Genomic DNA, 25276 nt, shown 5'->3' on the forward strand with positions numbered 1-25276 from the left:
ATCTATGTTATACTACTTATTTGAATATTTAGACAAAACAATGGACATTCCTGGTGCAGGAGTTTTTCAATACATTACTTTCAGATCAGCATTGGCATTTATGCTTTCCTTGCTTTTATCCACTATTTATGGTAAAAGAATAGTCAGCTTTTTGCGAAAACAACAAATTGGCGAAACAGTTCGTGAACTGGGGTTGGCAGGTCAAAACGAAAAAGCAGGAACGCCAACAATGGGTGGATTGATTATCATATTTGCGACAATTATTCCAGTATTGCTTTTTGCCAAATTGCATAATATTTACATTGTCTTGTTAATTGTAACCACCTTATGGATGGGAACTATTGGTTTTATTGACGATTATATCAAAATCTTCAAAAAAGACAAACAAGGATTAAAAGGGATATTTAAGATTTTTGGACAAGTGGGTTTAGGTTTGATTGTAGGTTCAGTCCTGTATTTTAATCCTGATGTAACGATTAGAACTGATGTTGCTAAAAGAGATATTTTTAAGGTGACAACAGAAAATGTTATTAAACAAGCACCTGTTTATGAAAAATCGACAGCAACTACGATTCCTTTCTTTAAAAATAATCAATTTGACTATGCCGAAATTTTAGCATGGACAGGTGAGGGCTATGAAAAATGGGCTTGGCTAATATTTATTCCGGTGGTCATTTTTATCATCACGGCAGTTTCAAACGGTGCTAATCTTACCGATGGTATCGATGGTTTGGCTGCGGGAACTTCGGCTGTTTCTGTCTTAGCATTGGGGATTTTTACTTTCGTTTCTGGAAATATTATTTTTTCAAATTATTTGAATATTATGTACATCCCAAATTCAGGTGAGATGACTGTTTTTATCGCAGCTTTCGTGGGGGCATTAATCGGATTTCTTTGGTATAATTCGTATCCGGCTTCTGTATTTATGGGTGATACCGGAAGTTTAACTATTGGTGGAGTCATTGCTGTTCTTGCGATTGCAGTTCGAAAAGAACTTTTAATCCCTCTTTTATGCGGAATATTTTTGGTCGAAAATTTCTCGGTTGTTTTGCAAGTTGCTTATTTTAAATACACCAAAAAACGTTTTGGCGAAGGCCGAAGAATCTTTTTGATGGCGCCTTTGCATCATCATTATCAAAAAAAAGGCTATCACGAAAGTAAAATTGTAACTCGATTTTGGATTGTTGCCATTATGCTGGCCATATTGTCAATTGTGACATTAAAATTAAGATAATGCGACTGGTAGTTTTAGGTGGTGGCGAAAGCGGTGTAGGAACTGCAATTCTTGGCAAGAAAAAAGGGTATGATGTTTTTGTATCCGATTTTGGAAAAATAAAAGAAAATTACAAAGAAGTTCTTATAATTAATGGGATAGCCTGGGAGGAAGAGACTCATACAGAAGTCCTGATTTTGAATGCTGATGTGGTAATGAAAAGCCCAGGAATTCCGGAAAAATCACCAATAGTAAAAAAATTGGTTGAAAAAGGAATTCCAGTAATTTCAGAAATTGAGTTTGCGGCACCATTTACAAAAGCAATCACGATTGGAATTACTGGAAGCAACGGAAAAACAACAACAACAATGTTGACCTATCATTTGCTGAAATCTGCGGGATTGAATGTAGGATTGGGAGGCAATATCGGAAAGAGTTTTGCCTGGCAGGTTGCAGATGATAAATACGATAGTTACGTGTTGGAATTGAGTAGTTTTCAGCTTGACGGAATCAAAGAGTACAAGCCACACATTGCCATTATCACAAATATAAGCCCGGATCATTTGGATCGATACGATTACAAATATGAAAATTATATTGCTTCAAAATTTAGAATAACAATGAACCAAACCGAGGATGATTTCCTCATTTATGATGCAGATGACGAAGCAATTGCAGAATGGTTCAAACACAATAAAACAAAAGCCCAATTAATTCCTTTTTCCTTGGAAAAAACATTCAAAAAAGGAGCATTTATTAAAGACAAAAATATGGAAGTAAATATCATCAACGAAGAAGAATTCACAATGGAGACTGAGGCTATGGCACTTGAAGGAAAGCACAATATGAAAAATGCAATGGCAGCGACTTCTGTGGCAAAATTGATGAAAATTAGAAATGCGACAATCAGAGAAAGTTTGTCCAATTTTCAGGGAGTGGAACACCGTCTGGAAAAAGTGTTAAAAATCCAAAATGTGCAATACATCAACGACTCAAAAGCGACCAATGTAAACGCTACTTTTTTTGCTTTGGACAGTATGAATACGCCAACGGTTTGGATTGTGGGTGGTGTTGATAAAGGAAACGATTACAATGAGTTGATGTCTTTGGTTCGCGAAAAAGTGAAAGCTATCATCTGTCTGGGTGTTGATAACAAGAAAATCATTGATGTTTTTGGAAATGTAGTTGATATTATGATTGAAGTCAATAATATGGAAGATGCCGTGAAAATGGCACAACGCTTAACCGAAAAAGGAGATGCCGTTTTGTTGTCGCCTGCTTGCGCCAGTTTCGATTTATTTGAAAACTACGAAGACAGAGGAAATCAATTTAAACAAGCGGTTAAGAATTTATAAAGGGACATAAGGTTTAGTCTTAGACGTAAAACCCAGAACCCAAAACCAAAAAATGAAGGAACTAGTAAACAATCTAAAAGGAGACAGAGTAATATGGTCATTCGTGGCTTTATTAGCATTGTTTTCGTTTATGCCTGTTTTTAGTGCGAGTAGTAATTTGGCCTATTTAGGACACGGAACAGGTAATACGATTAGCTATTTGTTGAAGCATTTGGCACATATTTTTATAGGATTCATCATTATTTATTGGGTTCATAAAGTGCCATTTCATTATTATAGAGGAATTTCTAAGATAGCTTTACCAATTGTTTGGCTATTATTAGGCTACACAATGATAAAAGGAACCGTTATCGCCGGAGCCAATGCCAGCAGATGGATACAAATACCATTTATCGGAATATCCTTTCAAACATCAACATTTGCGGCTATTGTTTTGTTTGTTTTTACGGCAAGATATTTAGCCAAAAAACGTGAAGAGAAAATTAGTTTTAAAGACTCACTCATAGAACTTTGGCTTCCTATTTTTATAACTTTAGGATTTATTTTACCTTCTAATTTCTCTACTGCTGCATTGATATTTTCAATGATTTTAATGCTGACTTTCGTTGGAAAATATCCAATAAAATATTTAGGATTTATAATTGGAGCCGGATTTACTGCATTATTATTATTTGTTTTATTGGCAAAGGCATTTCCAGATTCTCATTTGTTTAGCAGAGTCAATACTTGGGAAAGTAGAATTGAAAATTTTAGAACCAATAAACCAGGGGAAGATGATTACCAAATCGAAAAGGCAAAAATTGCAATAGCTTCTGGAGGAATTTATGGACTTGGACCAGGTAAAAGCGTGCAAAAACATTTTTTACCACAATCTTCTTCCGATTTTATTTATGCCATTATTGTCGAAGAATGGGGATTAATGGGCGGTTTGGGAATTTTGTTTTTGTATTTATTGCTGTTTTTTAGATTTGTAATTGCCGCCCATAAAGCAAATTCACTGTTCGGGAAATTATTAGTTGTTGGACTTGGTTTTCCAATGATTTTTCAGGCGATGATTAATATGGCTGTTGCAGTTGAATTATTGCCGGTAACAGGTCAAACGTTGCCACTAATTAGTAGCGGCGGAAGTTCCATCTGGATGACGTGTATTGCTTTGGGAATTATCATCAATGTGACCAAAAAAGAAGAGGAAATTGCTCAGGAAATAAGTGATAAAGCAAAGAGAGAAGCAGCTTTACAGAAACTAATTGATAAGCAATTGGAAGAGGAAAACGAAGCCGAAAATGAGGCCGAAGAAAATTATTCTATACAAGATAATGCGGGTAATCCAATGAATGCTGTTTTGAATAAATAATTCGTCTAAAAAATGGAAAAACTAAAATTCATATTAAGTGGAGGTGGAACAGGAGGACATATCTATCCTGCGGTTGCAATTGCCAATGAATTGAAATCTCGTTTCCCTGATGCCGAATTTCTTTTTGTGGGTGCCAAGGATAAAATGGAAATGCAAAAAGTTCCGCAAGCAGGTTACAAGATTGAAGGTCTTTGGATTGCTGGTTTACAACGAAAATTAACCTTGCAAAACGCAATGTTTCCTTTCAAATTAATCGACAGTTTGTGGAAATCCAGAAAAATAATTAAAAAGTTTAAACCAAATGTAGTTATTGGAACTGGAGGTTTTGCTTCGGGGCCATTATTGCAAATGGCAAATATGATGCGTATTCCAACGGTGATTCAGGAACAAAATTCCTATCCGGGAATAACCAATAAAATATTGAGCAAAAAAGCGAATAAAATTTGTGTTGCTTATGAAAATCTGGAACGTTTTTTTCCAAAAGAAAAAATGATTTTGACAGGAAATCCAGTTCGTCAGGATTTGATTGACATCGAAAGCAAAAGGGAAGAGGCGATACAATATTTCAATTTGGATCCCAACAAGAAAACATTGTTGGTTCTTGGCGGAAGCCTTGGTGCAAGAAGGGTCAATCAATTAATAGAAAAAGAATTAGATAAATTTATTGCCCAAGATGTGCAGGTTATCTGGCAATGCGGGAAATTATATTTTGAAGATTATAAAAAATACAATTCGAATAATGTTCAGGTTTTAGCGTTTATTGACCGGATGGATTTGGTTTATTCGGCTGCGGATATTGTGATTTCCCGTGCCGGAGCATCATCGGTTTCAGAGCTGTGTATCGTTGGGAAACCTGTGATTTTTATTCCTTCACCAAATGTTGCCGAAGATCATCAAACTAAAAACGCAAAATCAATTGTTGATAAAAAAGGAGCTATAATGCTAAGGGAATTGGAATTGGATTCTCAATTCAGTCTTGTTTTTGAAGCCTTGTTGAAAGACCAGGGAAAGCAAGATCAGTTGAGTAAAAATATTAAACATTTGGCTTTGCCAAACGCCACGAAACAAATAGTTGACGAAATATTAAAATTAGTCTAAAGGCGAAAGTCATAAAGTCAAACGACTCTTGGACATTAAAACTTTAAAACTTTTAAACTAAATTATGAATCTAAATCAAATACATAACGTCTATTTCATAGGCATTGGAGGAATTGGGATGAGTGCTTTGGCGCGCTATTTTAAAACCATCGGCAAGAATGTGTCTGGTTATGACAAAACCGAAACTGAACTTACAAAAGAGTTGCATAAACTTGGCATTAACATTCATTTTGAAGACAAGATTGATTTAATTCCTGAGGATTACTATTTAGAAAATACTTTGGTAGTTATCACGCCGGCAGTTCCAAAATCACATTCGGAATGGAATTATTTCTTGGAAAGAGATTATGAAGTGAAGAAAAGATCCGAAGTTCTTGGAATTATTACGAAAGACACTTTTTGTTTTGCAGTGGCTGGAACACACGGAAAAACAACTACTTCGGGAATTCTTGGGCATATTTTATTTGAAAGTGGTGTTGATGTTACTGCTTTCGTGGGTGGTATTGTCGAAAATTATAATTCGAATTTAATAGGAAACGGAAAAACGATAACGGTTGTCGAAGCGGATGAATTCGATCGTTCCTTTTTGCATTTGTATCCCAATATTGCCTGCGTGACTTCTATGGATGCAGATCATTTGGATATTTATGGGGACAAATCAGCCATCGAAGCTTCTTTTGTAGAATTTGCTGATAAAGTTGAAGATAAAACCAAGCTTTTCATCACAAAAGATCTACCAATAAAAGGAGTTACTTGTGCTGTTAATGAAGACGCTGATTTTACCGCTTTCAATATAAGAATTATAAATAGTCAATATGTTTTTGATGTGCGAACACCATCAGAAACATTGTATAATATAGAATTTGGTTTACCTGGTAAACATAATTTGATGAATGCACTAATGGCATTGGCAATGGCAAAAACTTTCGGCCTCCCAACCGAAGACATTGCTAGTGCCTTACTTTCATTCAAAGGAATAAAAAGAAGATTTTCGTATCAAATCAAAACGGATAAGTTGATTTATATTGATGATTATGCCCATCATCCAACCGAAATAAATGCGGTTCATCAGGCAGTTCGAGAATTATATCCGGGCCAAAAAGTTTTGGCAGTTTTTCAACCTCATTTGTTCAGCAGAACGAAAGATTTTGCAGATAATTTTGCACAAAGTCTTGCGGCTTTTGACGAAGTAATTCTGTTGGATATTTATCCGGCACGTGAATTGCCAATGGAAGGAATTACCTCAAGTTGGTTGTTAGATAAAATACGAAATAATGATAAGAAATTAGTTTCAAAACAGCTATTGATTCCTTCTATTTTAGAAAGTGATGCTACTGTAATTGTGACTATTGGAGCAGGAGATATTGGAGAATTGGTTTCATCAATTAAAAAATCATTAAATGAAACTCTTTAATTGGACAAATATTCGGTTAGTGCTAATGTTTTCATTGGTAATTTTCCTATTTTCGTTTACTTCAAATCGGAATAATAACAGAAAATTATCAAAATCTGTGGTTGTTTTTATAGGAGAAAACGCTCCTTTTGTAGATCAGGAAACGGTTAATAAATTGTTAATAGAAAATAGTAAAGACGCAAAAAGTATAGGTAAAGATAAATTAGATTTGAATAGATTGGAAAAAAGGCTGAACGCACAAGAAATGATTGAAAAATCAGAGGTGTTTGTGAGCATCGATGGGGTATTAAAAGCAGTAGTTAAACAAAAGACTCCTATAGCCAGAGTTTTTGACGGGAATAATTCTTTTTATATTGATTATAAGGGAAATATAATGCCATTGTCAGCAAATTTTTCGGCTAGAGTTCCACTTGTTTCGGGGGAAATTAATAAAAAAAATAGCGAAGAATTAGCCGAATTATTTCGGATAATATATGACGATGCGTTTTTGAAAAAAAACATCATCGGTGTTCAGATTATGCCAAGCGGAAGCTTGAAAATGCTCAACAGAAATTATAATTATCAAATTGATTTTGGTGGAACCGTAAGAATGAAAGCAAAATTCAATAATTACAAAGCGTTTTTTCAGAAAGCGGTTTTAGATAGTTCGCTTTATAAATATAAAACAATTGACCTCAGATTTGCGCAGCAAGTAGTGTGTACTAAATAATAGATAATGGAAAAAGAGAATATTGCAGTAGGTCTAGATATTGGGACAACAAAAATAGTTGCCATGATAGGCAAGAAAAATGAGTACGGAAAACTGGAGATTTTGGGTGTAGGGAAATCCAAAAGTTTAGGTGTGGCTCGAGGTGTGGTAAACAATATCACTCAAACGATACAATCGATTCAGCAAGCCGTTCTTGAAGCAGAAAACAAGTCGGGTTATAAAATAAAAGACGTGGTTGTGGGAATTGCCGGCCAACATATTCGCAGTATTCAGCACAGTGATTACATCATTAGAAAAAATGCGGAGGAAGTAATTGGAGGTTATGATATTCAGCTTTTGATTGATCAGGTAAATAAATTGGCGATGTTGCCTGGAGAAGAAATTATCCACGTTTTGCCACAAGAATTTAAAATCGACGGACAATCAGAGATTAAGGAGCCGATAGGAATGTATGGTGGAAGATTAGAATCTAGTTTTCACGTTGTAGTTGGGCAAGCATCGTCTATTCGAAATGTAGGCAGATGCATCCAAAGTTCTGGAATTGAATTATCGGGATTAACATTGGAACCATTGGCTTCAGCAGATGCCGTTTTAAGTCAGGAAGAAAAAGAAGCAGGTGTTGCGTTAATTGATATTGGTGGAGGAACAACCGATTTGGCCATTTTTAAAGACGGAATTATACGTCACACAGCTGTTATTCCTTTTGGAGGAAATGTGATTACTGACGATATTAAAGAAGGTTGTTCTATTATCGAAAAGCAAGCTGAATTATTGAAAGTAAAATTCGGTTCGGCTTGGCCAGGAGAAAATAAGGATAACGAAATTGTTTCAATTCCAGGTTTAAGAGGAAGAGAACCAAAAGAAATTTCGTTAAAGAATTTATCCAAAATAATTCACGCTCGTGTTGTTGAAATTATAGAACAGGTTTTTAACGAAATAAAAGATTACGGACACGAAGATCCTCGTAAAAAATTGATTGCGGGAATTGTCTTAACCGGTGGCGGAGCTCAATTGAACCACATCAAACAATTGGTTGAATACATAACCGGAATGGATACTAGAATAGGATATCCTAACGAGCATTTGGCTGGGGATTCAGACGAAGAAATATCAAGTCCTTTATATGCAACAGCAGTAGGATTAGTAATAAACAGCATTGAAAATAAAACACAAAGTGCTATAAAAATTGATGCTGTGGTACCAGAAAAGACATCTGTTAAACCGCCAGTTTATCAGAAACAAGAAATTGAGGAACCAAGAAATGAGATTGTAGAGGAAGAAGTTATAAAAGAAGAATCTACAGGTAAAAGAATTCAGAGATCTTTCTTTGACAGATATGTCGACAAGATTAAAGATTTCTTGGATAATGCAGAATAAAAATAAGGAACAAATTAAATATATAAAAACAATAAAAACCCAATAAGATGATGAGCAACTCAGAATTTGGAAGCATTTCATTTGATTTACCCAAGAACCAATCAAATGTAATAAAAGTTATTGGTGTAGGTGGAGGCGGAAGTAATGCCATAAACCACATGTTTAAACAAGGTATCAAAGGCGTAGATTTTATCGTTTGTAATACTGATTCACAAGCTTTGGATAACAGTTCTGTGCCAAACAAAATTCAGTTAGGTGTGAACTTGACCGAAGGACTTGGAGCAGGAGCTAACCCAGACGTTGGGCAACAATCAGCAATTGAAAGTATAGCTGAAATTGAAAAAATGCTTGACAGTAACACTAAGATGGTTTTTATCACCGCAGGAATGGGTGGAGGAACCGGAACTGGTGCAGCGCCAGTAATTGCTCAATTGGCCAAAGAAAGAGATATTTTAACTGTTGGAATCGTAACTTTACCTTTCTCTTTTGAAGGAAAAGTTCGTCAGGAGCAAGCACTTATTGGTATTGATAAATTACGCAAACAAGTCGATTCGTTAATTGTTATCAATAACAATAAATTAAGAGAAGTATATGGAAATCTTGGTTTCAAAGCTGGATTTTCAAAAGCAGATGAAGTTTTGGCCACAGCCTCAAGAGGGATTGCCGAAGTAATTACACATCATTACACTCAAAATATTGATTTAAAAGATGCCAAAACCGTTTTGGCAAATAGTGGAACTGCTATTATGGGTTCGTCTGTTTCTTCAGGTGAAAACAGAGCAAAAGAAGGGATTATTTCAGCATTGGATTCTCCTTTATTGAACGATAATAAAATTACTGGTGCCAAAAACGTATTGTTGCTCATAGTTTCTGGATCAGATGAAATCACAATTGATGAAATAGGTGAAATCAATGATTTTATTCAAGTAGAAGCAGGTCACAATGCCAATATTATTATGGGTGTTGGTGAAGATGAATCGCTTGGCGACGCTATTTCTATAACAATAATTGCAACAGGATTTGATGTTGAACAACAACATGAAATTGTAAATGTAGAACCAAAAAAAATAATTCATACTCTTGGTGACGAACAGATAAGCGTTCATGATTTGACAAAAAAAATAGTTCCGGCATTTAATTGGGATAATAACGAATCTCCAGTTGTTAATACAGCCGAAAGAGTCGTTTTCGAATTATTAGAAGATGCTGTTCCTGAAGAACCTGCTAAAGTTTTAATCAATAGTGAAGAGCTAATGGGAATGACTGAATTCATTAAAAATTTAGACGTGACTTTCGAAATAGTTTCTCCTATTAAAGATCTTGACTTTGTTGTTTCGTCAGCAAAAGTTAAGGAAATAAATGTGGTTGAGCCAAAAGTTTTTGTAAAAGAAGAACAAGCTACTTTTTCTTTTGATTTACCACTCTTTAAGTCTGAACCAGTAAAAACAGATGAAAACAAAATCTTGTTTGAACTAACGAATGAGACTCGAGATATTAAAGTGAATGAGCCTGTTCAATTTGTTCCGGTAACGGAATTGACTGACAACGGAATCATCAGATATTCTCTTGAAGAATATACAGAGATGGAGAATACATTATTGGATTCTAAGTCGTCAACAACAGTTATAGAAGAAGTGCCCGAAGAGTTGAATATCACTATGAAACAGGTAGATGTTGTTTCAAATACGTCTTCAACTTTCGAAAATGTTTCTCCAATGGATATGTCAATTCAGGAAGCGTTAAAATTCAGATCTGACGAAAGAAGAAAAAAATTAAAGGAATTCAATTATAAATTCCACAATAATATTTCAAAAATTGATGAATTAGAAAGAGAACCAGCCTACAAAAGATTGGGAATAGATCTTTCTAAACCACAAGTAAACAGCACGAATTCAAGAATTTCAGTTGGAACAGACAGTAATGACGACCTTCAACTTCGTTCAAACAATTCGTACTTACACGATAATGTTGACTAGCTAATTCAAAACTAAATTGCCCAACCCGAAAATTAATTCAATTTTCGGGTTATTTTTTGCCTTTTCGAGAAGTAACGACGGAGCAATCAGTTGTTAATTCCATTAAATTTCTTTAAATTTGTCGAGCCTTAATCCAGCTGTTCATTTCAAGCTTTTTTTCGAAGATGCTTTTTTCCAAGAACAGAAAAGAGCTTCCTTTGGTCGCTTTTTAAGTTCAGGAAAAAAAATACATTTTCTCAATAAAGGCTTTTTATTTCCATCTGGGGCAATTCAGAATTAAATAATGTCGTAACAAACAAATCATAATTTATATGAGCCTATCAACACAAATCATGGAGGATATCAAAACCGCCATGAGAGCCAAAGATACCGTGGCATTAGAAGCATTAAGAGCTATTAAATCCGAAATTCTTTTGGCACAAACAGCAACAGGGTCAAAAGAAGAAATTACAGCAGCTGATGAGATCAAATTGCTTCAAAAATTAGTAAAAACTCGCAAGGATAGTGCTAAAATTTTTACGGAACAAAACCGTATGGATTTAGCCGAACCAGAATTAGCACAAATTGCCGTAATCGAAAAATTCTTGCCAGCACAAATGAGTGATACCGAAGTTGAAGCAGTAATTGCAAAAATTATTGCGGAAACTGGAGCAACCGGTATTGCTTCAATGGGAAAAGTAATGGGATTAGCTTCTGCGCAATTAGGAGGAACTGCTGAAGGAAAAACCATTTCGACAATCGTTAAAAAACTTTTAGTGTAAATAATTTAGGATCTTTGTGTTTTGATGTTTGTAAATCACAAATCTAAAATCGTTAATATTCAATCCTAAATCATATTGGCTGCGTAGTTCAACTGGATACCTGCCTGCCGGCAGGCAGGGAATATCAGATTTCAACAAGAAATGGAATATTTTGTATATATTTTAGAGAGTGAAATTGATGGCAGACTTTATAAAGGTCAGGCAAGTGATATAAATAAACGAATAAAAGAACATAATTCAGGTAAGACAAAATCCACCAAAGGGTATAAGCCATGGAAATTGGTTTATTTTGAAACATTTGAAAGAAGAGATGAAGCGGTTCTTCGTGAAAAATATTTCAAAACAGGAAGTGGAAGAGAATTTTTAAAAGGAAAATTAATAATATAATGGCTGCGTAGTTCAACTGGATAGAATATCAGATTTCGACTCTGAGGGTTACAGGTTCGAACCCTGTCGCGGTCACAAAAAAATCCAAAGGCTTGTCTAGTCTTTGGATTTTTTATTTAGAGCTATTTTTAAATTTTTATAAAGAGGTCAATTTTTTCAAATCAGCTATGGTTGCAGTTGGATTTTCGGCTTTGAAAACAAAACTTCCGGCTACAAGAACATCTGCTCCGGCTTCTACTAATTGCTTGGCGTTTTTATTGGTTACACCACCGTCAATTTCTATAATGGTATTTGCACCTTTTCGAGTAATTAAATCTTTCATTTTTTTAACCTTAGAATAGGTGTTTTCAATAAACGATTGTCCTCCAAAACCAGGATTCACGCTCATAATCAAAACCATATCGATATCATTGATGACATCTTCCAATAAATCGACATTGGTGTGTGGATTTAAGGCAACTCCAGCTTTCATTCCTTCAGCTTTGATGGCCTGTAAGGTTATGTGAAGATGCGGACAAGCTTCATAGTGAACACATAATACATTAGCACCTAATTCTGCGAAAGTTTTGATATATCGATCTGGATCCACAATCATTAAATGTACATCGATTGTTTTCTTGGCGTGTTTTACAATGGCGGCCAAAACTGGCATTCCAAAGGAAATGTTTGGGACAAAAACACCATCCATGATATCAATATGAAACCAGTCGGCTTCAGAATTGTTAATCATTTCGATATCACGTTGTAAATTGGCAAAATCAGCAGCAAGTACTGAAGGTGCGATAAGAGTATTCTTCATTGTTTGTGTGTTGTTTTTGCAAAAGTAGAATTTTAACCGCAAAGTTCACAAAGTTTTTCGCAAAGTTCAGAAGGTTTTTGTTTTGATTTACTGTTTTTTGCGTGAAGGATGGAAGTGGAAATCCTTTTGTGGAGCTTGCGTAATAAAAGATTGCAACGTACAGACTGACCCTTTTTGGGTCACGCCCAAAATAAAACCTCGGACACCCGAGCGATAGCGAACAGACTGAGGTTTTATTTGCCCTGCAAAAAATAAAACCTCGGTAATCAGCCGAGGTTTCAATCATCAATCAAAAAACGAACAGTTAATCAGACCGTCGTTACTTTTAAAATTACCCTAAATAGGTTTTTAATATTTTACTTCTTGAAGTGTGTTTCAATCTGCGTATGGCTTTTTCTTTAATCTGACGTACACGTTCACGAGTCAGGTCGAAAGTTTCTCCTATTTCTTCTAATGTCATTGGATGTTGATCACCAAGACCAAAATACAAACGAACCACATCAGCTTCTCTTGGAGTCAATGTTTCCAATGAACGCTCAATTTCGGTACGTAATGATTCTTGGATTAAATTTCTGTCTGGATTTGGAGATTCACCAGAACGCAATACATCGTAAAGGTTTGAATCTTCTCCTTCAACAAGAGGTGCATCCATAGAAAGGTGACGACCAGAGTTTTTCATACTTTCTCTTACGTCATTTACAGTCATATCCAATTCCTTGGCAATTTCCTCTGCTGTTGGTGGTCTTTCGTTAGATTGCTCTAACAAAGCGTACATTTTGTTGATTTTATTGATGGAACCAATTTTATTCAAAGGCAAACGAACGATACGAGATTGTTCTGCCAAAGCTTGCAAAATCGATTGACGAATCCACCATACGGCATACGAAATGAATTTGAAACCACGTGTTTCATCAAAACGTTGTGCTGCTTTTATCAATCCTAAATTTCCTTCATTAATCAAATCGGGAAGTGTTAAACCTTGATTTTGGTATTGTTTAGCCACCGAAACCACGAAACGTAAATTGGCTTTTGTTAATTTTTCTAGCGCTGCCTGATCACCGGCCTTTATCTTTTGTGCTAATTCTACCTCTTCATCGGCGGTAATCAAATCTACCTTTCCAATTTCCTGTAAATACTTGTCTAGCGATGCAGTTTCACGATTGGTTACCTGCTTGGTGATTTTAAGTTGTCTCATAGTTGCGTCTCCTCAATTTTTAAGTGTACAAGTGATTATACGTATGGGGTTTCAAAAAAGTTACAAAAAAAGTAAATTAATTTTTTTAAACCAAAAGCCCCGTTTCAAATGAATGAAACGGGGTTTTCTATGAATGAACCTTTAGTAAACTAAGATCTGATTACTCTTATTTAAGACTCACGTGGAGGTCTTGGCAAAAGTGCTTTTCTTGACACTTTTTCTTTACGTGTTTTTGGATCAACTCCAAGGTATTTCACTTGGAAAACATCACCCATTTTTACTACATCAGAAACGTTTTCTGTACGTTCCCAAGCTAGTTCAGATACGTGAAGCAATACTTCATTTCCAGGGGCTGCCAAATATTCGACAACTGCACCAAAATCAAGCATTTTGATTACTTTGACATCATATGCTTCTCCCATTTGTGGTTTGAAAGTGATGGACTGGATTTTAGCCAATACCGCTTCAATTCCAGCAGGATCAGTTCCAAGGATTTCAATAACACCTTGCTCGTCTACTTCGTTGATAACGATAGTTGTTCCAGTGGCTTTTTGTAATTCTTGAATTACTTTTCCGCCAGGTCCAATTAAAGCTCCAATGAATTGTCCAGGAATAGTTCTAGTGATGATTTTTGGAGCATAGGCTTTAACATCTGCTTTTGGAGCTGCTAACGTATCTGTTAGAATTCCAAGAATATGCAAACGACCGTCTCTGGCTTGAGCCAAAGCAGCTTCCATAATTTCGTATTTCAATCCGTCAATTTTAATGTCCATTTGACAAGCTGTAATTCCTTCAGAAGTTCCGGTTACCTTAAAGTCCATATCTCCTAAGTGATCTTCATCGCCAAGAATATCAGATAAAACTGCGTAACGATCGCCGTCAGTAATCAATCCCATAGCAATTCCAGAAACAGGACGAATCATTTGAATTCCGGCATCCATTAATGATAAAGTTCCAGCACAAACCGTCGCCATAGATGATGAACCATTAGATTCTAAAACTTCAGAAACCACTCGAATCGTGTAAGGACAATCAGCAGGAATCATATTTTTTAAGGCTCTTTGAGCTAAGTTTCCGTGACCTACTTCTCTTCTTGAAGTTCCTCTTAAAGGACGAGCTTCACCTGTTGAGAAAGGAGGGAAGTTATAATGCAAGTAGAACCTTTCTTCACCTTGTTCAGATGGAGAGTCAATTTGGTTTGCTTCTCTAGAAGTTCCTAAAGTGGCTGTTGCCAATGCTTGTGTTTCTCCACGAGTAAACAATGCTGAACCGTGTACAGAAGGTAAATAATCTACTTCACACCAAATAGGTCTGATTTCAGTCGTTTTTCTTCCGTCTAAACGTGTTCCTAAATCCAAGGTTACGTTACGAACTGCTTCTTTGTTTGTTTTGTAAAAGTATTTAGAAACTAAATCGCCATCAATAGCTAATTCTTCTTCTGTAAATAAAGCTTTTACTTCTTCTTTTACTTCTGCAAATGAGGCGGTACGTTCTTGTTTTGAAGAGCCCTTGCTTGCAATTGCATAAATTTTATCATAAGCTGCAGCTTTTACTTTAGCGTAAATAGCCTCATCTGTTTTTTCGGTTTCGTAAGTACGAACTTCTTTTTTTCCAAATGCTGCTGCTAATCTTTCTTGTGCTGCGATTTGATTCTTGATGTGCTCGTGAGCAAATTTGATGGCTTCCACCATTTCTGCTTCTGAGATTTCTTTCATTTCTCCTTCTACCATTGCGATAGAATCAGTTGAAGCTCCAATCATCATATCAATATCTGATAATGCTAATTGTGCACGACTTGGATTGATGATAAATTTCCCGTCAATACGGCCAACTCTTGCTTCAGAAATCAATGTTTCGAAAGGAATGTCAGATAAAGCTAAAGCCGCTGATGCTGCCAAACCGGCTAATGCATCTGGCATTACATCTTCATCATAAGACATTAATTGAATCATTACCTGAACTTCTGCGTGATAATCGTCTGGGAAAAGTGGACGTAATACACGGTCTACTAAACGCATTGTTAATACTTCGTTGTCGCTTGGACGTGCTTCTCTTTTGAAGAAACCTCCAGGAAAACGACCTGCGGCTGCAAATTTTTCACGATAATCTACCGTAAGTGGTAAAAAGTCGATACCGGGACTTGCTTTTCTTGAAGAAACAACTGTTCCTAAAATAACAGTTTTTCCAATTCTTACTACTACAGCACCATCAGCTTGTTTAGCTAATCGTCCTGTCTCGATTGTGATGCTTCTCCCATCACCTAAATCGATGCTTTCTACAAATAATTGTGGAATCATAATTTTTCCTTTTTTAATTTTACATTGGTTTCTCTGCCTGTCAGCAGAATAGTTGTGTTATTGTAGTTGTTGTGTTCCAATGAAAAACCAAACTTTTTTATCCCTCAAACCCCAAAGTTGAGAAGAGGATTTTTATTATAAAAACAAAAAGAGGCACTTACGCACCTCTTTAGTATTGATTATTTTCTGATATTCAATTCTTTGATTATCTCACGATATCTGTTGATTTCTGTTTTCTTCAAGTAATCCAACAAAGATCTTCTTTTACCTACCAGCAAAACTAGTGAACGCTCTGTGTTATAATCGTGACGATTTTTTTTCAAGTGCTCAGTCAAGTGGCTAATTCTGAAAGTAAATAAAGCGATTTGCGCTTCTGCCTTTCCTGTGTTTGTTTTTTCTCCGTGTTTAGCGAAGATTTCTTCTTTAACTTCTTTAGTTAAGTACATTCCAATATTATTTAAATGATTATTATGTATGAATCAAGATTTTCTTAATTCGTGCGCAAAGGTAATTTTTATTTTTGGAATTGCAAACGAATGAGTTATAAGTTTTGAGTGATACTAGTACAATTTTGCGATTTCACTATTCACAAATTCTAAAAACCGCTCATCATCTTCGTTAAATGGGTTTATAACGTGACTGTCAATGTCTATTTGTCCAATATTTTCTCCATTTACAAAAAGTGGAACTACGATTTCTGACTTTACGGTAAAACTGCATGCTATATAATTATCTTGGGCTGCAACATCCGGAACCACAAAATTTGAGTTAGAAACTGCCACTTGTCCGCAAATACCCTTTCCAAAAGGGATAACAGTATGATCTGTTAGAGCTCCAACATAAGGTCCTAAATGTAAAGTTTTAGTCTCGTGGTTTGCAAAATAAAAGCCTACCCAATTGTAATAATCGATAGAGTCACTTAGAAGTTCGCAAATTTTCAATAGCTTTTCTTCTCTTGAAATAACGGAATTTGAAGTAATTTCGGTTACTTTTGGTTTTAATTCTTCGAAAGTCATAGTCGTATTTTTTTGTAAAAGTATTTAAATCTGGTTGTCTAATTTTATATAAATTTGTTAAAAATTCAATTTTGAAAAAATATTTTATTCTTTATAAATCATTTCTACTGTTTTTAACCAGGTTTTTGTTGGCTTATTTGCTTTTGACTTTTGTCTACGAAAGTTATTTAAATCAATTTGATGCCAAAAAATTCGAAGTAGATGGGTTTACTCAAATAGTGGCAAAACAATCTAAAGATGTGATGATTTTTTTTAATTTTGATTCCAGCATCATACTAAATATTAAAGAACCGGGAATAAATTTATTTTATAATCAACGACTTATGGCGCGAATTATAGAGGGTTGTAATGGATTGAGTGTAATCATCTTGTTTATTTCATTTGTAATTGCATTTTCAGGAAAGATTAAACAAACCATTTTATTTATAATTGGCGGAAGCCTTCTCATTCATATTTTAAACGTTTTTAGAATAGCACTTTTATGCGTCTTGATGTATTATTATCCTAAACAGCAACATCTTTTGCATGGAGTATTGTTTCCGTTGTTTATTTATGGAGTGGTTTTTATGTTATGGATTATGTGGGTCAATAAATTTTCAAAATATGCTCCAAAAACTGCTAAATCATAAAGTTAGAATTGCATTGTCAATATTGCTTACAATCTTTTTAGTTCTCATACGAGCTTATGAGGACAATTTGTTTTACGACCCTTTTTTGAATTATTTCAAAACAGATTATTATAACTTGCCTTTACCTGAAATTAATAATATTCAATTGTTTTTCGGCTTACTTTTCAGATATTTTCTGAATACTTCAATTTCGTTATCGATAATTTATGTGTTATTTAAGGATGTTGAAGCTGTTAAATTTGCTTCGATATTGTATTTGATATTTTTTGTAATTCTTGTCACTATTTTCTTTTTTGCGCTTTTTTATGTTGGCGAGACTAATAAAATGGCTTTGTTTTACGTTAGACGATTTATTATTCAACCTATATTTTTACTGTTATTTCTTCCGGCATTTTATTACCATAAGCAAAAGAGATTAGCAGTCCCAGATTGAACAAATAAGATTATTAAAACATAATTCATTACATTTATAATTTATCAATCACAAGACTATGTTTAAAGCCTTCTTTAGAAAAATAGCATTGATTTTTATCATCACTTCGGCTGTTGCGCAAACAGAAACAGAGGTTGCTCCACCGTACAACATCAAAACCATTTCTTTTATTCAAAGCAATGAAAATGTTGTCCCTATTTTCAAATTAGGTGATGGTTTCCAATTTCAATTTGATGATTTATTTGGGAATGAAGCTAACTATTATTTCGAAATTGTACATTGTGATTACGATTGGAAACCAACGGATATACCGAAAACCGAATATTTAAAAGGTTTCGACGGACAAAGAATTCAAGAATATGAAAACTCTTTTAACACTTTGCAAATTTATTCACATTATAAATTACCCATTCCTAACCAATTTGTTCAATTGCGTATCAGCGGTAATTATATGTTGAAAATTTTGGATGAAAATAAAGAAGTCTTATTTTCCAGAAAATTCATTGTTTACGAAGATATTGTAAATGTTCCTGTGGAAATAAGACGAGCCAGGACTGCAAACTATTTAGATTATAAACACAATATTCAATTTTCAGTAAGATCGTCTATAATCAATTTTCAAAATCCTTTAAAAAACATCAAAGTGGTTTTGTTACAAAACGGACAGTTTAATACTGCAATCAAAAACATAGTCCCGCAATATACCATTGGGAATGAATTAATATATAAATACGATGCTCAAACACAATTTTGGGCTGGAAATGAGTTTTTGTATTTTGACAATAATGATATAAGAGCCGCTGGAAATAATGTCTCGCAAATAGATTCGAGTAAGGGTATTTATGGGGCTAATTTATATACTAATAATGCCAGAGCAAATTATCCTTATTCTGTAACTCCGGATATCAATGGAAATTTTGTGGTTCGCAACATCAGAGGAGCAAAAAATGAAGTTGAAGCGGATTACGCTTGGGTTTATTTTAGTCTTTCGGCTCCGGCTTTTAGGATGAATAAAGGCATTTATATTACCGGAATGTTCAATAATTATAGCATAACACCAGAGTATAAAATGGACTTCAACGCAGCAAAAAATATCTTTGAAAAAGCCGTTCTCATAAAACAAGGATTTACAAATTATCAATACCAAGTTGCTGACGAAAAAGGAAATATAGATGCTGAAAATGCTATAGACGGTAATTTTTGGCAAACCGAAAATGATTATACCATACTCGTATATTATCGCGAAAACAATGACCGTTACGAAAGAGTGATTGGCAAAGCAATTACAAATTCAAATGTAATTACCAACTAAAAAACATTTTTTAAACTGTAAAACCAACTTATTTTTTTTGTAAATTTGCAGCATTAAACTCATTTTTAATACTTTGCTATGGTTTCACAGATAACAAGAGGCATAAAAATATCGGTTTTGACTAGTTTTGAAGGCACTTATTTCAAAAACTACAAGATTCATTTTGCCTTCAGTTACGAAATCACAATCGAAAACCACAGCAAAGATTCTGTCCAATTAATTTCACGCCATTGGGAAATTTTTGACTCCCTTAACGGCATAGAAGTCGTTGATGGAGAAGGTATTATTGGTAAAAAACCCGTTTTGAAACCAGGCGAATTACACACTTATAACTCCGGCTGTTTGTTGTCGTCCCCTTATGGCGCGATGAAAGGCTATTTCAATATGGTAAATTTTACCACTACAAAAAACTTCAAAGTTATCGTGCCTACATTTCGTTTGTGCGCACCTTTTGCCTTGAATTGATTTTTGTAGCTTTTTCCAGCTGTCCATTACAACTCCTCGTTCAAAAATCCTTTTTTCTAATGCAATTTCAGGAGCTTCCTTTGGTCGCTCTGTAATCGCAAGAAAAAATAGCTTTTCTCACTGCGGGGTTTTCATTTCCATCTGGGCTAAATTCACAACAGAATCAACAGAATTAAATCAATATTCACGTATTTTTAAAACAATCCTTTGTACTTTTGTGAAAATTTTCTAATTCTCAAAAATAAAAATATGCTTAAAGGATTTTTCAATGTGCCAAAAGCCGTAAACGAACCCGTTAAATCGTATGCGCCAAATTCTCCAGAAAAAGCTGCCGTTCTTGCCGCTTACAAACAAATGTGGAATTCTAAAATCGACGTTCCTTTATATATTGGAAGCCAAGAAATAAGAACCGGAAACACTCGGAATATGACTGCTCCACACGACCACAAACACGTCGTGGGAACCTATCATCTTGCCGAAAAATCCCATATCGAAAAGGCCATTGCCAATGCGCTTGAAGTCAAAACAAAATGGGCCAATATGGCTTGGGAACAACGTGCTGCCATTTTTCTTAAAGCTGCTGAATTAATAGCAGGACCCTACAGAGCAAGAATAAATGCTGCAACAATGATTGCGCAATCTAAAAATATCTTTCAGGCAGAAATTGATGCAGCCTGCGAATTCATCGATTTTTTACGTTTCAACGTAGAATTTATGGCACAAATTTATAATGACCAACCCAAATCAAATTCGGATATGTGGAACCGATTGGAATATCGTCCGCTAGAAGGTTTTGTCTATGCAGTTACACCGTTCAACTTCACCGCTATTGCAGGAAATCTTCCTGCAAGTGCTGCTATGATGGGAAATGTTGTGATCTGGAAACCAAGTGACAGCCAAGTTTTCTCAGCACAAATCATCATCGAAGTATTCAAAGAAGCAGGAGTTCCTGATGGCGTTATCAATGTCGTTTTTGGAGATGCTGTTATGATTACGGATACCATTTTGGCAAGTCCTGATTTTGCAGGAATCCATTATACTGGTTCAACATTCGTTTTCAAAGAAATTTGGTCAAAAATTGGAACCAACATTCATGCTTATAAAACATACCCAAGAATCGTTGGAGAAACAGGAGGAAAAGATTTCATCGTAGCGCATCCAAGTGCGAATGTGAAACAAGTGGCAACCGGAATTGTTCGTGGTGCCTTCGAATTTCAAGGACAAAAATGTTCCGCAGCTTCAAGAGCTTATGTTCCTCAAAGTATGTGGGGAGAACTTAAAGAACAATTAATTACCGACGTGAAATCAATGAAAATGGGTTCTCCGGAAGATTTTGGTAATTTTATTACAGCCGTAATTCACGAAGGTTCTTTCGATAAATTGGCAAGTTTTATTGACCAAGCCAAAAAAGATTCGGATGCTGAAATTATCGTTGGTGGAAACTACGATAAATCCGTAGGTTATTTTATTGAGCCAACGATAATCGTGACAACAAATCCACATTACACCACAATGGAAACCGAATTATTTGGACCTGTAATGACAATTTTTGTTTATGAAGATGCCAAATGGGAAGAAACTTTAACCTTAGTTGACGTAACTTCGCCTTATGCATTGACTGGCGCAATTTTTAGTCAAGATCGTTATGCGATTGAGCAAGCTACAGTAGCTTTACAAAACGCAGCCGGGAATTTCTACATCAACGATAAACCAACTGGAGCCGTTGTGGGAATGCAGCCTTTTGGTGGTGCAAGAGCTTCTGGCACCAATGACAAAGCGGGTTCAGCCTTGAACTTGTTGCGTTGGGCTTCGCCAAGAACCATCAAGGAAACTTTTGTAACTCCGGAAGATTATAGGTATCCGTTTTTGGGAGAATAATTTTCGAAGTACGAAGTTAGATCTACGAAATACGACATTTAAAAAACCCACGAGAATCAAGGTAATTGAGTTCTTGTGGGTTTTGATTTTTCATTCGTAAATCATATTTCTCAATTCGTAAACTTCAACGGCAAATGCACCACTTTCTTAGTTTCAAAAAACTCATCTTTGAAAAAATCAGATAAATTATATTCAGTCGCTTTCGGGAAATCTTTCAATTCTTCTGTCAAATCACCGCCCTTTAGATACAGAATACCATTTTTTAGTTCGTGTTTGTTTTTCTTTTTGATTTTATCTTTAATCCAAGACACGAAATCAGGCATATTGGTCACGGCACGGCTCACGATAAAATCGAAATCGCCTTTTACCAATTCGGCGCGCAATTGTTCGGCTTTCACGTTTTTGAGTTCCAAAGCTTCGGCGACGGCTTGAACCACTTTTATTTTTTTGGCAATGACATCAATCAAAAAGAAACGCGTTTCCGGAAAGAGAATCGCCAAAGGAATTCCTGGAAATCCCCCGCCAGTACCTACATCCAAGACATAAGTTCCGGGTTCGAATTTTATTATTTTGGCAATTCCCAAAGAATGCAAAATATGTTTGGTGTACAATTCATCAATATCTTTTCGGGAAATGACATTGATTTTGGCATTCCAATCGTGGTATAAAAAATCCAGTTTTGCGAATTGCTCCTTTTGGATATCAGTCAAATTGGGAAAATACTTAATAATCTCGTCCATCGTTTTAAATTTTAACAAAAGTACAGTTTTTAGTTTTGAATATTTAACGCAAATTTACAGATTGAAAATTTTTAATAATTACCTTTGCAACATATTCAAAATTAAAGATGAGCAACATCACTCCTACATTTGCGAAGCAAGACAATCTGAAGTTTTTTAGAACACTTAACTCACGCGTAAACAATTACTTCAAAGAAAATAACATCCAGAAAACGGGCAACTGGAAACTCTATCTAAAAACCCTAATAATGTTCGCTGTTTTCCTTGCGCCTTATTTTTTAATTTTAACGTTAGAAATGCCGTTTTGGGTACATTTACTATTGGCAATTGTCATAGGAATAGGAATGGCAGGAGTTGGAATGAACGTAATGCACGATGGAAATCACGGTTCGTATTCCAATATCAATTGGATTAACAAATTTATGGGCGGAAGTATTTATATTTTGGCAGGAAATGTTTACAATTGGCAGGTTCAACATAATGTTTTGCATCATACTTACACCAATATTCCCGGTCACGACGAAGATCTTGATGCAGGAAGAGTAATCCGTTTTACTAAAGACGCAAAATGGTATAGTTTTCACCGTTTTCAACAATATTATTCCGTGTTTTTATACGGATTATTGACTTTCAATTGGGCTATCACCACTGATTTTAGACAGATGAAATGCTATTTGAAAAGAAAATTATCTTACGGCGAAGCCAAAAGCCCAAAAATACTTTGGACAACTTTGTTAATTACAAAAGCCATTTATTTCACTATTTGGATTGTATTGCCAATACTTTTAGGAATAACTTGGTGGAAAGTTCTTGTTAGTTTTTTTGTAATGCATTACACTGCTGGATTAATATTGAGCGTTGTTTTCCAATTGGCACACGTGGTTAAAGAAACCACGAATCCAGTTCCCAACGAAGAAGGCGAAATCGAAAATACTTGGGCAATTCACCAATTATTCACCACGACTAATTTTGCTCCAAAAAACTGGATTGTAAATTGGTACACAGGAGGCTTAAATCACCAAATCGAACACCATATTTTCCCAAATATTAGCCACGTTCATTATGGCAAAATTTCGAAAATCGTAAAAGAAACAGCAAAAGAATGCAACTTGCCTTATTATGAATACAAAACTTTCCGAAGTGCCGTAATTGCTCATTTCAAACATTTGAAAGACCTTGGAATTAAACCGGCTATTCAATAGATAAAACACACAACCAACTTTATAAACCAAAAATTACATTTTAATGAACAATCCGCTTTCAGACAGAATCAACAATTTAGCTACATCACAAACATTAGCAATGGCTGCATTGGCCAGAGAATTAAAATCACAAGGAAAAGACATTATCAGTTTAAGTTTGGGCGAACCAGATTTCAACACACCAGATTTCGTTAAAGAAGCTGCAAAACGCGCTATCGACGAAAACTACAGCACTTATTCTCCAGTAGAAGGTTACCTTGAGTTGAAAGAAGCGATTTGCCGAAAATTTAAAAGAGATAATGGTTTAGATTATAAACCATCACAAATCGTAGTTTCAACAGGAGCAAAACAATCGTTGTACAACATTGCACAAGTAATGTTAAATGACGGTGACGAAGTGATTTTGCCAGCGCCATACTGGGTTTCTTATTTCGAAATAGTAAAATTATCAGGCGGAGTTCCTGTAGAGGTTCCAACATCTATAGAAAGTGATTTCAAAATCACGCCAGAACAATTAGAAGCGGCCATAACGCCAAAAACAAAAATGATGTGGTTCAGTTCTCCTTGTAATCCAAGTGGTTCTGTGTATAATCGCGAAGAATTAACGGCTTTGGCCAAAGTATTGGAAAAACACCCACACGTTTATGTTGTTGCCGACGAAATCTATGAGCACATCAATTTCTCAGGAACTTTTTGCAGCATCGGTTCTATCCCTGGAATGTTGGAAAAAACCATCACTGTAAACGGAGTTGCAAAAGCTTTCGCAATGACAGGATGGAGGATAGGATATATTGGCGGACCAGAATTTATCGCAAAAGCCTGTACAAAAATACAAGGACAGGTAACTTCAGGAGCAAATTCAATCGCACAACGAGCCACAATTACTGCTGTAGATGCTGATCCAAGCGTACTTCACGAAATGGTTGCCGCTTTCAAAAGCCGTAGAGATTTAGTGGTAGGATTGCTTCAAGATATTCCCGGAATAAAAATTAACGTTCCCGAAGGTGCATTTTATGTATTTCCAGACGTTTCTTCTTTCTTCGGAAAAACATTAAAAGGGACATTTATCAAGGATGCCAATGATTTCTCAATGTACCTTTTGGGCGAAGCCAATGTTGCCACGGTAACCGGTGACGCTTTTGGAAATCCAAATTGTATCCGTTTTTCTTACGCAACCAGCGAAGATTTATTGACAGAAGCATTAAGAAGAATAAAAGCTGCTGTAGCATAACTAATTTGTAGCATAAAACGCAAAGCCTCAGGAAATTCTTGAGGCTTTTTTTGTTATATTTGGTCTTGCCCACAATTTCAAAAAGTAACAATCTGAACATATGAATTTAATTCTTGAAAATATAAGCAAACATATTTCTCTCACTATACAAGAGCAAGAACTATTTTTGTCTAAAACAGAAACGCATCATTACAAAGCAAAAACTATTTTACTGAATGCTGGCGAAGTCTGCAAGAACTCCTATTTTGTTAATTCTGGAGTACTGAGAAGTTTTAACATCAACGATAATATTGTCGAACACGTGATGAGTTTTGCTTGCAACGTCAGTTCGTCTAAAAACCCTCAAACGGACTCAATTTTGTTAATCAGAGCGTAAATATATGTGATTTAAACTACAATTAAAATTCTTTGTTGAAAAACGGATTGTTCATTCTT

Annotated in this window: 24 protein-coding genes and 1 tRNA gene; 19 read left to right on the forward strand and 6 right to left on the reverse strand. The window is 35.3% G+C overall.

Annotated features, from left to right (window positions below):
• The first annotated feature begins 4 nt into the window (after positions 1-4).
• The 11 genes from mraY (at position 5) to IR213_RS12515 (ending at position 11719) form a co-directional block, all read left to right on the forward strand.
• A complete protein-coding gene (mraY, locus tag IR213_RS12465; protein WP_194312638.1) occupies positions 5-1234 on the forward strand; it encodes a phospho-N-acetylmuramoyl-pentapeptide-transferase in 1230 nt (409 codons plus the stop codon).
• On the forward strand, positions 1234-2568 hold the full coding sequence (gene murD / locus IR213_RS12470; RefSeq protein ID WP_194312639.1) for a UDP-N-acetylmuramoyl-L-alanine--D-glutamate ligase: 1335 nt from the start codon (positions 1234-1236) through the stop codon (positions 2566-2568). Before mraY ends, murD begins: the two co-directional genes overlap by 1 nt.
• A 52-nt stretch (positions 2569-2620) precedes the next feature.
• Positions 2621-3922, forward strand: coding sequence for an FtsW/RodA/SpoVE family cell cycle protein (locus tag IR213_RS12475; protein ID WP_194312640.1), 1302 nt, complete (start codon positions 2621-2623; stop codon positions 3920-3922).
• 12 nt (positions 3923-3934) lie between these two features.
• Positions 3935-5020: an undecaprenyldiphospho-muramoylpentapeptide beta-N-acetylglucosaminyltransferase gene (gene murG, locus IR213_RS12480; RefSeq protein WP_194312641.1), complete on the forward strand. Its 1086-nt coding sequence runs from the start codon at positions 3935-3937 to the stop codon at positions 5018-5020.
• Between the two features lie 64 nt (positions 5021-5084).
• Complete coding sequence (gene murC, locus IR213_RS12485; RefSeq protein WP_194312642.1) at positions 5085-6434, forward strand: UDP-N-acetylmuramate--L-alanine ligase; 1350 nt, start codon at positions 5085-5087, stop codon at positions 6432-6434.
• The gene (locus IR213_RS12490) at positions 6421-7143 is read left to right on the forward strand and encodes a cell division protein FtsQ/DivIB (RefSeq protein ID WP_194312643.1); all 723 of its coding nucleotides are present in this window, start codon (positions 6421-6423) and stop codon (positions 7141-7143) included. The genes murC and IR213_RS12490 overlap by 14 nt, the downstream gene beginning before the upstream one ends.
• A gap of 6 nt (positions 7144-7149) precedes the next feature.
• Positions 7150-8520, forward strand: coding sequence for a cell division protein FtsA (gene ftsA, locus IR213_RS12495; protein WP_194312644.1), 1371 nt, complete (start codon positions 7150-7152; stop codon positions 8518-8520).
• A 47-nt stretch (positions 8521-8567) separates the two neighbouring features.
• Positions 8568-10496: a cell division protein FtsZ gene (gene ftsZ, locus IR213_RS12500; protein ID WP_194312645.1), complete on the forward strand. Its 1929-nt coding sequence runs from the start codon at positions 8568-8570 to the stop codon at positions 10494-10496.
• Positions 10497-10807: 311 nt separating this feature from the next.
• The gene (locus IR213_RS12505) at positions 10808-11257 is read left to right on the forward strand and encodes a GatB/YqeY domain-containing protein (RefSeq protein ID WP_194312646.1); all 450 of its coding nucleotides are present in this window, start codon (positions 10808-10810) and stop codon (positions 11255-11257) included.
• A 141-nt stretch (positions 11258-11398) separates the two neighbouring features.
• The gene (locus IR213_RS12510) at positions 11399-11644 is read left to right on the forward strand and encodes a GIY-YIG nuclease family protein (RefSeq protein WP_194312647.1); all 246 of its coding nucleotides are present in this window, start codon (positions 11399-11401) and stop codon (positions 11642-11644) included.
• Position 11645: 1 nt separating this feature from the next.
• A tRNA-Arg gene (locus tag IR213_RS12515) sits at positions 11646-11719 on the forward strand.
• A gap of 61 nt (positions 11720-11780) precedes the next feature.
• Here IR213_RS12515 and rpe read toward each other — a convergent pair.
• The 5 genes from rpe to IR213_RS12540 all read right to left on the reverse strand — a co-directional run bounded on the left by rpe (position 11781) and on the right by IR213_RS12540 (position 16951).
• Positions 11781-12443, reverse strand: a complete 663-nt coding sequence (rpe, locus tag IR213_RS12520) for a ribulose-phosphate 3-epimerase (protein WP_194312648.1) — start codon at positions 12441-12443, stop codon at positions 11781-11783.
• 331 nt (positions 12444-12774) lie between these two features.
• The gene (locus tag IR213_RS12525) at positions 12775-13638 is read right to left on the reverse strand and encodes a sigma-70 family RNA polymerase sigma factor (protein WP_194312649.1); all 864 of its coding nucleotides are present in this window, start codon (positions 13636-13638) and stop codon (positions 12775-12777) included.
• 170 nt (positions 13639-13808) lie between these two features.
• Positions 13809-15935: a polyribonucleotide nucleotidyltransferase gene (locus IR213_RS12530; RefSeq protein WP_194312650.1), complete on the reverse strand. Its 2127-nt coding sequence runs from the start codon at positions 15933-15935 to the stop codon at positions 13809-13811.
• A gap of 179 nt (positions 15936-16114) precedes the next feature.
• Positions 16115-16381: a 30S ribosomal protein S15 gene (gene rpsO / locus IR213_RS12535; protein ID WP_194312651.1), complete on the reverse strand. Its 267-nt coding sequence runs from the start codon at positions 16379-16381 to the stop codon at positions 16115-16117.
• A gap of 114 nt (positions 16382-16495) precedes the next feature.
• On the reverse strand, positions 16496-16951 hold the full coding sequence (locus tag IR213_RS12540) for a GAF domain-containing protein (protein ID WP_194312652.1): 456 nt from the start codon (positions 16949-16951) through the stop codon (positions 16496-16498).
• A 71-nt stretch (positions 16952-17022) separates the two neighbouring features.
• Between IR213_RS12540 and xrtF the strand changes: the two genes are divergently transcribed.
• The 5 genes from xrtF to pruA all read left to right on the forward strand — a co-directional run bounded on the left by xrtF (position 17023) and on the right by pruA (position 21668).
• Positions 17023-17580 carry an exosortase family protein XrtF gene (xrtF, locus tag IR213_RS12545; protein WP_194312653.1) on the forward strand — a complete coding sequence of 186 codons (558 nt, stop codon included), beginning with the start codon at positions 17023-17025 and terminating at the stop codon, positions 17578-17580.
• Complete coding sequence (locus IR213_RS12550) at positions 17555-18013, forward strand: exosortase F system-associated membrane protein (RefSeq protein WP_194312654.1); 459 nt, start codon at positions 17555-17557, stop codon at positions 18011-18013. Before xrtF ends, IR213_RS12550 begins: the two co-directional genes overlap by 26 nt.
• A 58-nt stretch (positions 18014-18071) precedes the next feature.
• A complete protein-coding gene (locus IR213_RS12555) occupies positions 18072-19325 on the forward strand; it encodes a type IX secretion system plug protein (RefSeq protein WP_194312655.1) in 1254 nt (417 codons plus the stop codon).
• A 78-nt stretch (positions 19326-19403) separates the two neighbouring features.
• Positions 19404-19790 (forward strand): Co2+/Mg2+ efflux protein ApaG, encoded by a 387-nt coding sequence (gene apaG, locus IR213_RS12560; protein ID WP_194312656.1) that lies wholly within the window; start codon positions 19404-19406, stop codon positions 19788-19790.
• A 249-nt stretch (positions 19791-20039) separates the two neighbouring features.
• Positions 20040-21668 (forward strand): L-glutamate gamma-semialdehyde dehydrogenase, encoded by a 1629-nt coding sequence (pruA, locus tag IR213_RS12565; RefSeq protein WP_194312657.1) that lies wholly within the window; start codon positions 20040-20042, stop codon positions 21666-21668.
• A 110-nt stretch (positions 21669-21778) separates the two neighbouring features.
• On the opposite strand, the gene rsmG is transcribed toward pruA, so the two are convergent.
• Positions 21779-22408, reverse strand: coding sequence for a 16S rRNA (guanine(527)-N(7))-methyltransferase RsmG (gene rsmG, locus IR213_RS12570; protein WP_194312658.1), 630 nt, complete (start codon positions 22406-22408; stop codon positions 21779-21781).
• A 107-nt stretch (positions 22409-22515) separates the two neighbouring features.
• On the opposite strand from rsmG, the gene IR213_RS12575 reads away from it, so the two are divergent.
• The 3 genes from IR213_RS12575 (at position 22516) to IR213_RS12585 (ending at position 25217) form a co-directional block, all read left to right on the forward strand.
• Positions 22516-23610, forward strand: a complete 1095-nt coding sequence (locus IR213_RS12575) for a fatty acid desaturase family protein (RefSeq protein ID WP_194312659.1) — start codon at positions 22516-22518, stop codon at positions 23608-23610.
• Between the two features lie 43 nt (positions 23611-23653).
• Positions 23654-24841, forward strand: a complete 1188-nt coding sequence (locus IR213_RS12580) for a pyridoxal phosphate-dependent aminotransferase (RefSeq protein WP_194312660.1) — start codon at positions 23654-23656, stop codon at positions 24839-24841.
• Positions 24842-24941: 100 nt separating this feature from the next.
• Positions 24942-25217: a cyclic nucleotide-binding domain-containing protein gene (locus tag IR213_RS12585; RefSeq protein ID WP_228479183.1), complete on the forward strand. Its 276-nt coding sequence runs from the start codon at positions 24942-24944 to the stop codon at positions 25215-25217.
• The last annotated feature ends 59 nt before the right edge of the window (positions 25218-25276 follow it).

Origin of the sequence: Flavobacterium soyangense (genome assembly GCF_015277675.1) — a bacterium.
In the GTDB taxonomy this organism is placed as follows: Bacteria; Bacteroidota; Bacteroidia; order Flavobacteriales; family Flavobacteriaceae; genus Flavobacterium; species Flavobacterium soyangense.

Excerpts from the sequence above, each read along its gene's own strand:
- mraY (WP_194312638.1), top strand. The coding sequence starts at position 5 with ATGTTATACTACTTATTTGAATATTTAGACAAAACAATGGACATTCCT.
- murD (WP_194312639.1), top strand. The coding sequence starts at position 1,234 with ATGCGACTGGTAGTTTTAGGTGGTGGCGAAAGCGGTGTAGGAACTGCA.
- IR213_RS12475 (WP_194312640.1), top strand. The coding sequence starts at position 2,621 with ATGAAGGAACTAGTAAACAATCTAAAAGGAGACAGAGTAATATGGTCA.
- murG (WP_194312641.1), top strand. The coding sequence starts at position 3,935 with ATGGAAAAACTAAAATTCATATTAAGTGGAGGTGGAACAGGAGGACAT.
- murC (WP_194312642.1), top strand. The coding sequence starts at position 5,085 with ATGAATCTAAATCAAATACATAACGTCTATTTCATAGGCATTGGAGGA.
- IR213_RS12490 (WP_194312643.1), top strand. The coding sequence starts at position 6,421 with ATGAAACTCTTTAATTGGACAAATATTCGGTTAGTGCTAATGTTTTCA.
- ftsA (WP_194312644.1), top strand. The coding sequence starts at position 7,150 with ATGGAAAAAGAGAATATTGCAGTAGGTCTAGATATTGGGACAACAAAA.
- ftsZ (WP_194312645.1), top strand. The coding sequence starts at position 8,568 with ATGATGAGCAACTCAGAATTTGGAAGCATTTCATTTGATTTACCCAAG.
- IR213_RS12505 (WP_194312646.1), top strand. The coding sequence starts at position 10,808 with ATGAGCCTATCAACACAAATCATGGAGGATATCAAAACCGCCATGAGA.
- IR213_RS12510 (WP_194312647.1), top strand. The coding sequence starts at position 11,399 with ATGGAATATTTTGTATATATTTTAGAGAGTGAAATTGATGGCAGACTT.
- rpe (WP_194312648.1), bottom strand. The coding sequence starts at position 12,443 with ATGAAGAATACTCTTATCGCACCTTCAGTACTTGCTGCTGATTTTGCC.
- IR213_RS12525 (WP_194312649.1), bottom strand. The coding sequence starts at position 13,638 with ATGAGACAACTTAAAATCACCAAGCAGGTAACCAATCGTGAAACTGCA.
- IR213_RS12530 (WP_194312650.1), bottom strand. The coding sequence starts at position 15,935 with ATGATTCCACAATTATTTGTAGAAAGCATCGATTTAGGTGATGGGAGA.
- rpsO (WP_194312651.1), bottom strand. The coding sequence starts at position 16,381 with ATGTACTTAACTAAAGAAGTTAAAGAAGAAATCTTCGCTAAACACGGA.
- IR213_RS12540 (WP_194312652.1), bottom strand. The coding sequence starts at position 16,951 with ATGACTTTCGAAGAATTAAAACCAAAAGTAACCGAAATTACTTCAAAT.
- IR213_RS12550 (WP_194312654.1), top strand. The coding sequence starts at position 17,555 with ATGCTCCAAAAACTGCTAAATCATAAAGTTAGAATTGCATTGTCAATA.
- IR213_RS12555 (WP_194312655.1), top strand. The coding sequence starts at position 18,072 with ATGTTTAAAGCCTTCTTTAGAAAAATAGCATTGATTTTTATCATCACT.
- apaG (WP_194312656.1), top strand. The coding sequence starts at position 19,404 with ATGGTTTCACAGATAACAAGAGGCATAAAAATATCGGTTTTGACTAGT.
- pruA (WP_194312657.1), top strand. The coding sequence starts at position 20,040 with ATGCTTAAAGGATTTTTCAATGTGCCAAAAGCCGTAAACGAACCCGTT.
- rsmG (WP_194312658.1), bottom strand. The coding sequence starts at position 22,408 with ATGGACGAGATTATTAAGTATTTTCCCAATTTGACTGATATCCAAAAG.
- IR213_RS12575 (WP_194312659.1), top strand. The coding sequence starts at position 22,516 with ATGAGCAACATCACTCCTACATTTGCGAAGCAAGACAATCTGAAGTTT.
- IR213_RS12580 (WP_194312660.1), top strand. The coding sequence starts at position 23,654 with ATGAACAATCCGCTTTCAGACAGAATCAACAATTTAGCTACATCACAA.
- IR213_RS12585 (WP_228479183.1), top strand. The coding sequence starts at position 24,942 with ATGAATTTAATTCTTGAAAATATAAGCAAACATATTTCTCTCACTATA.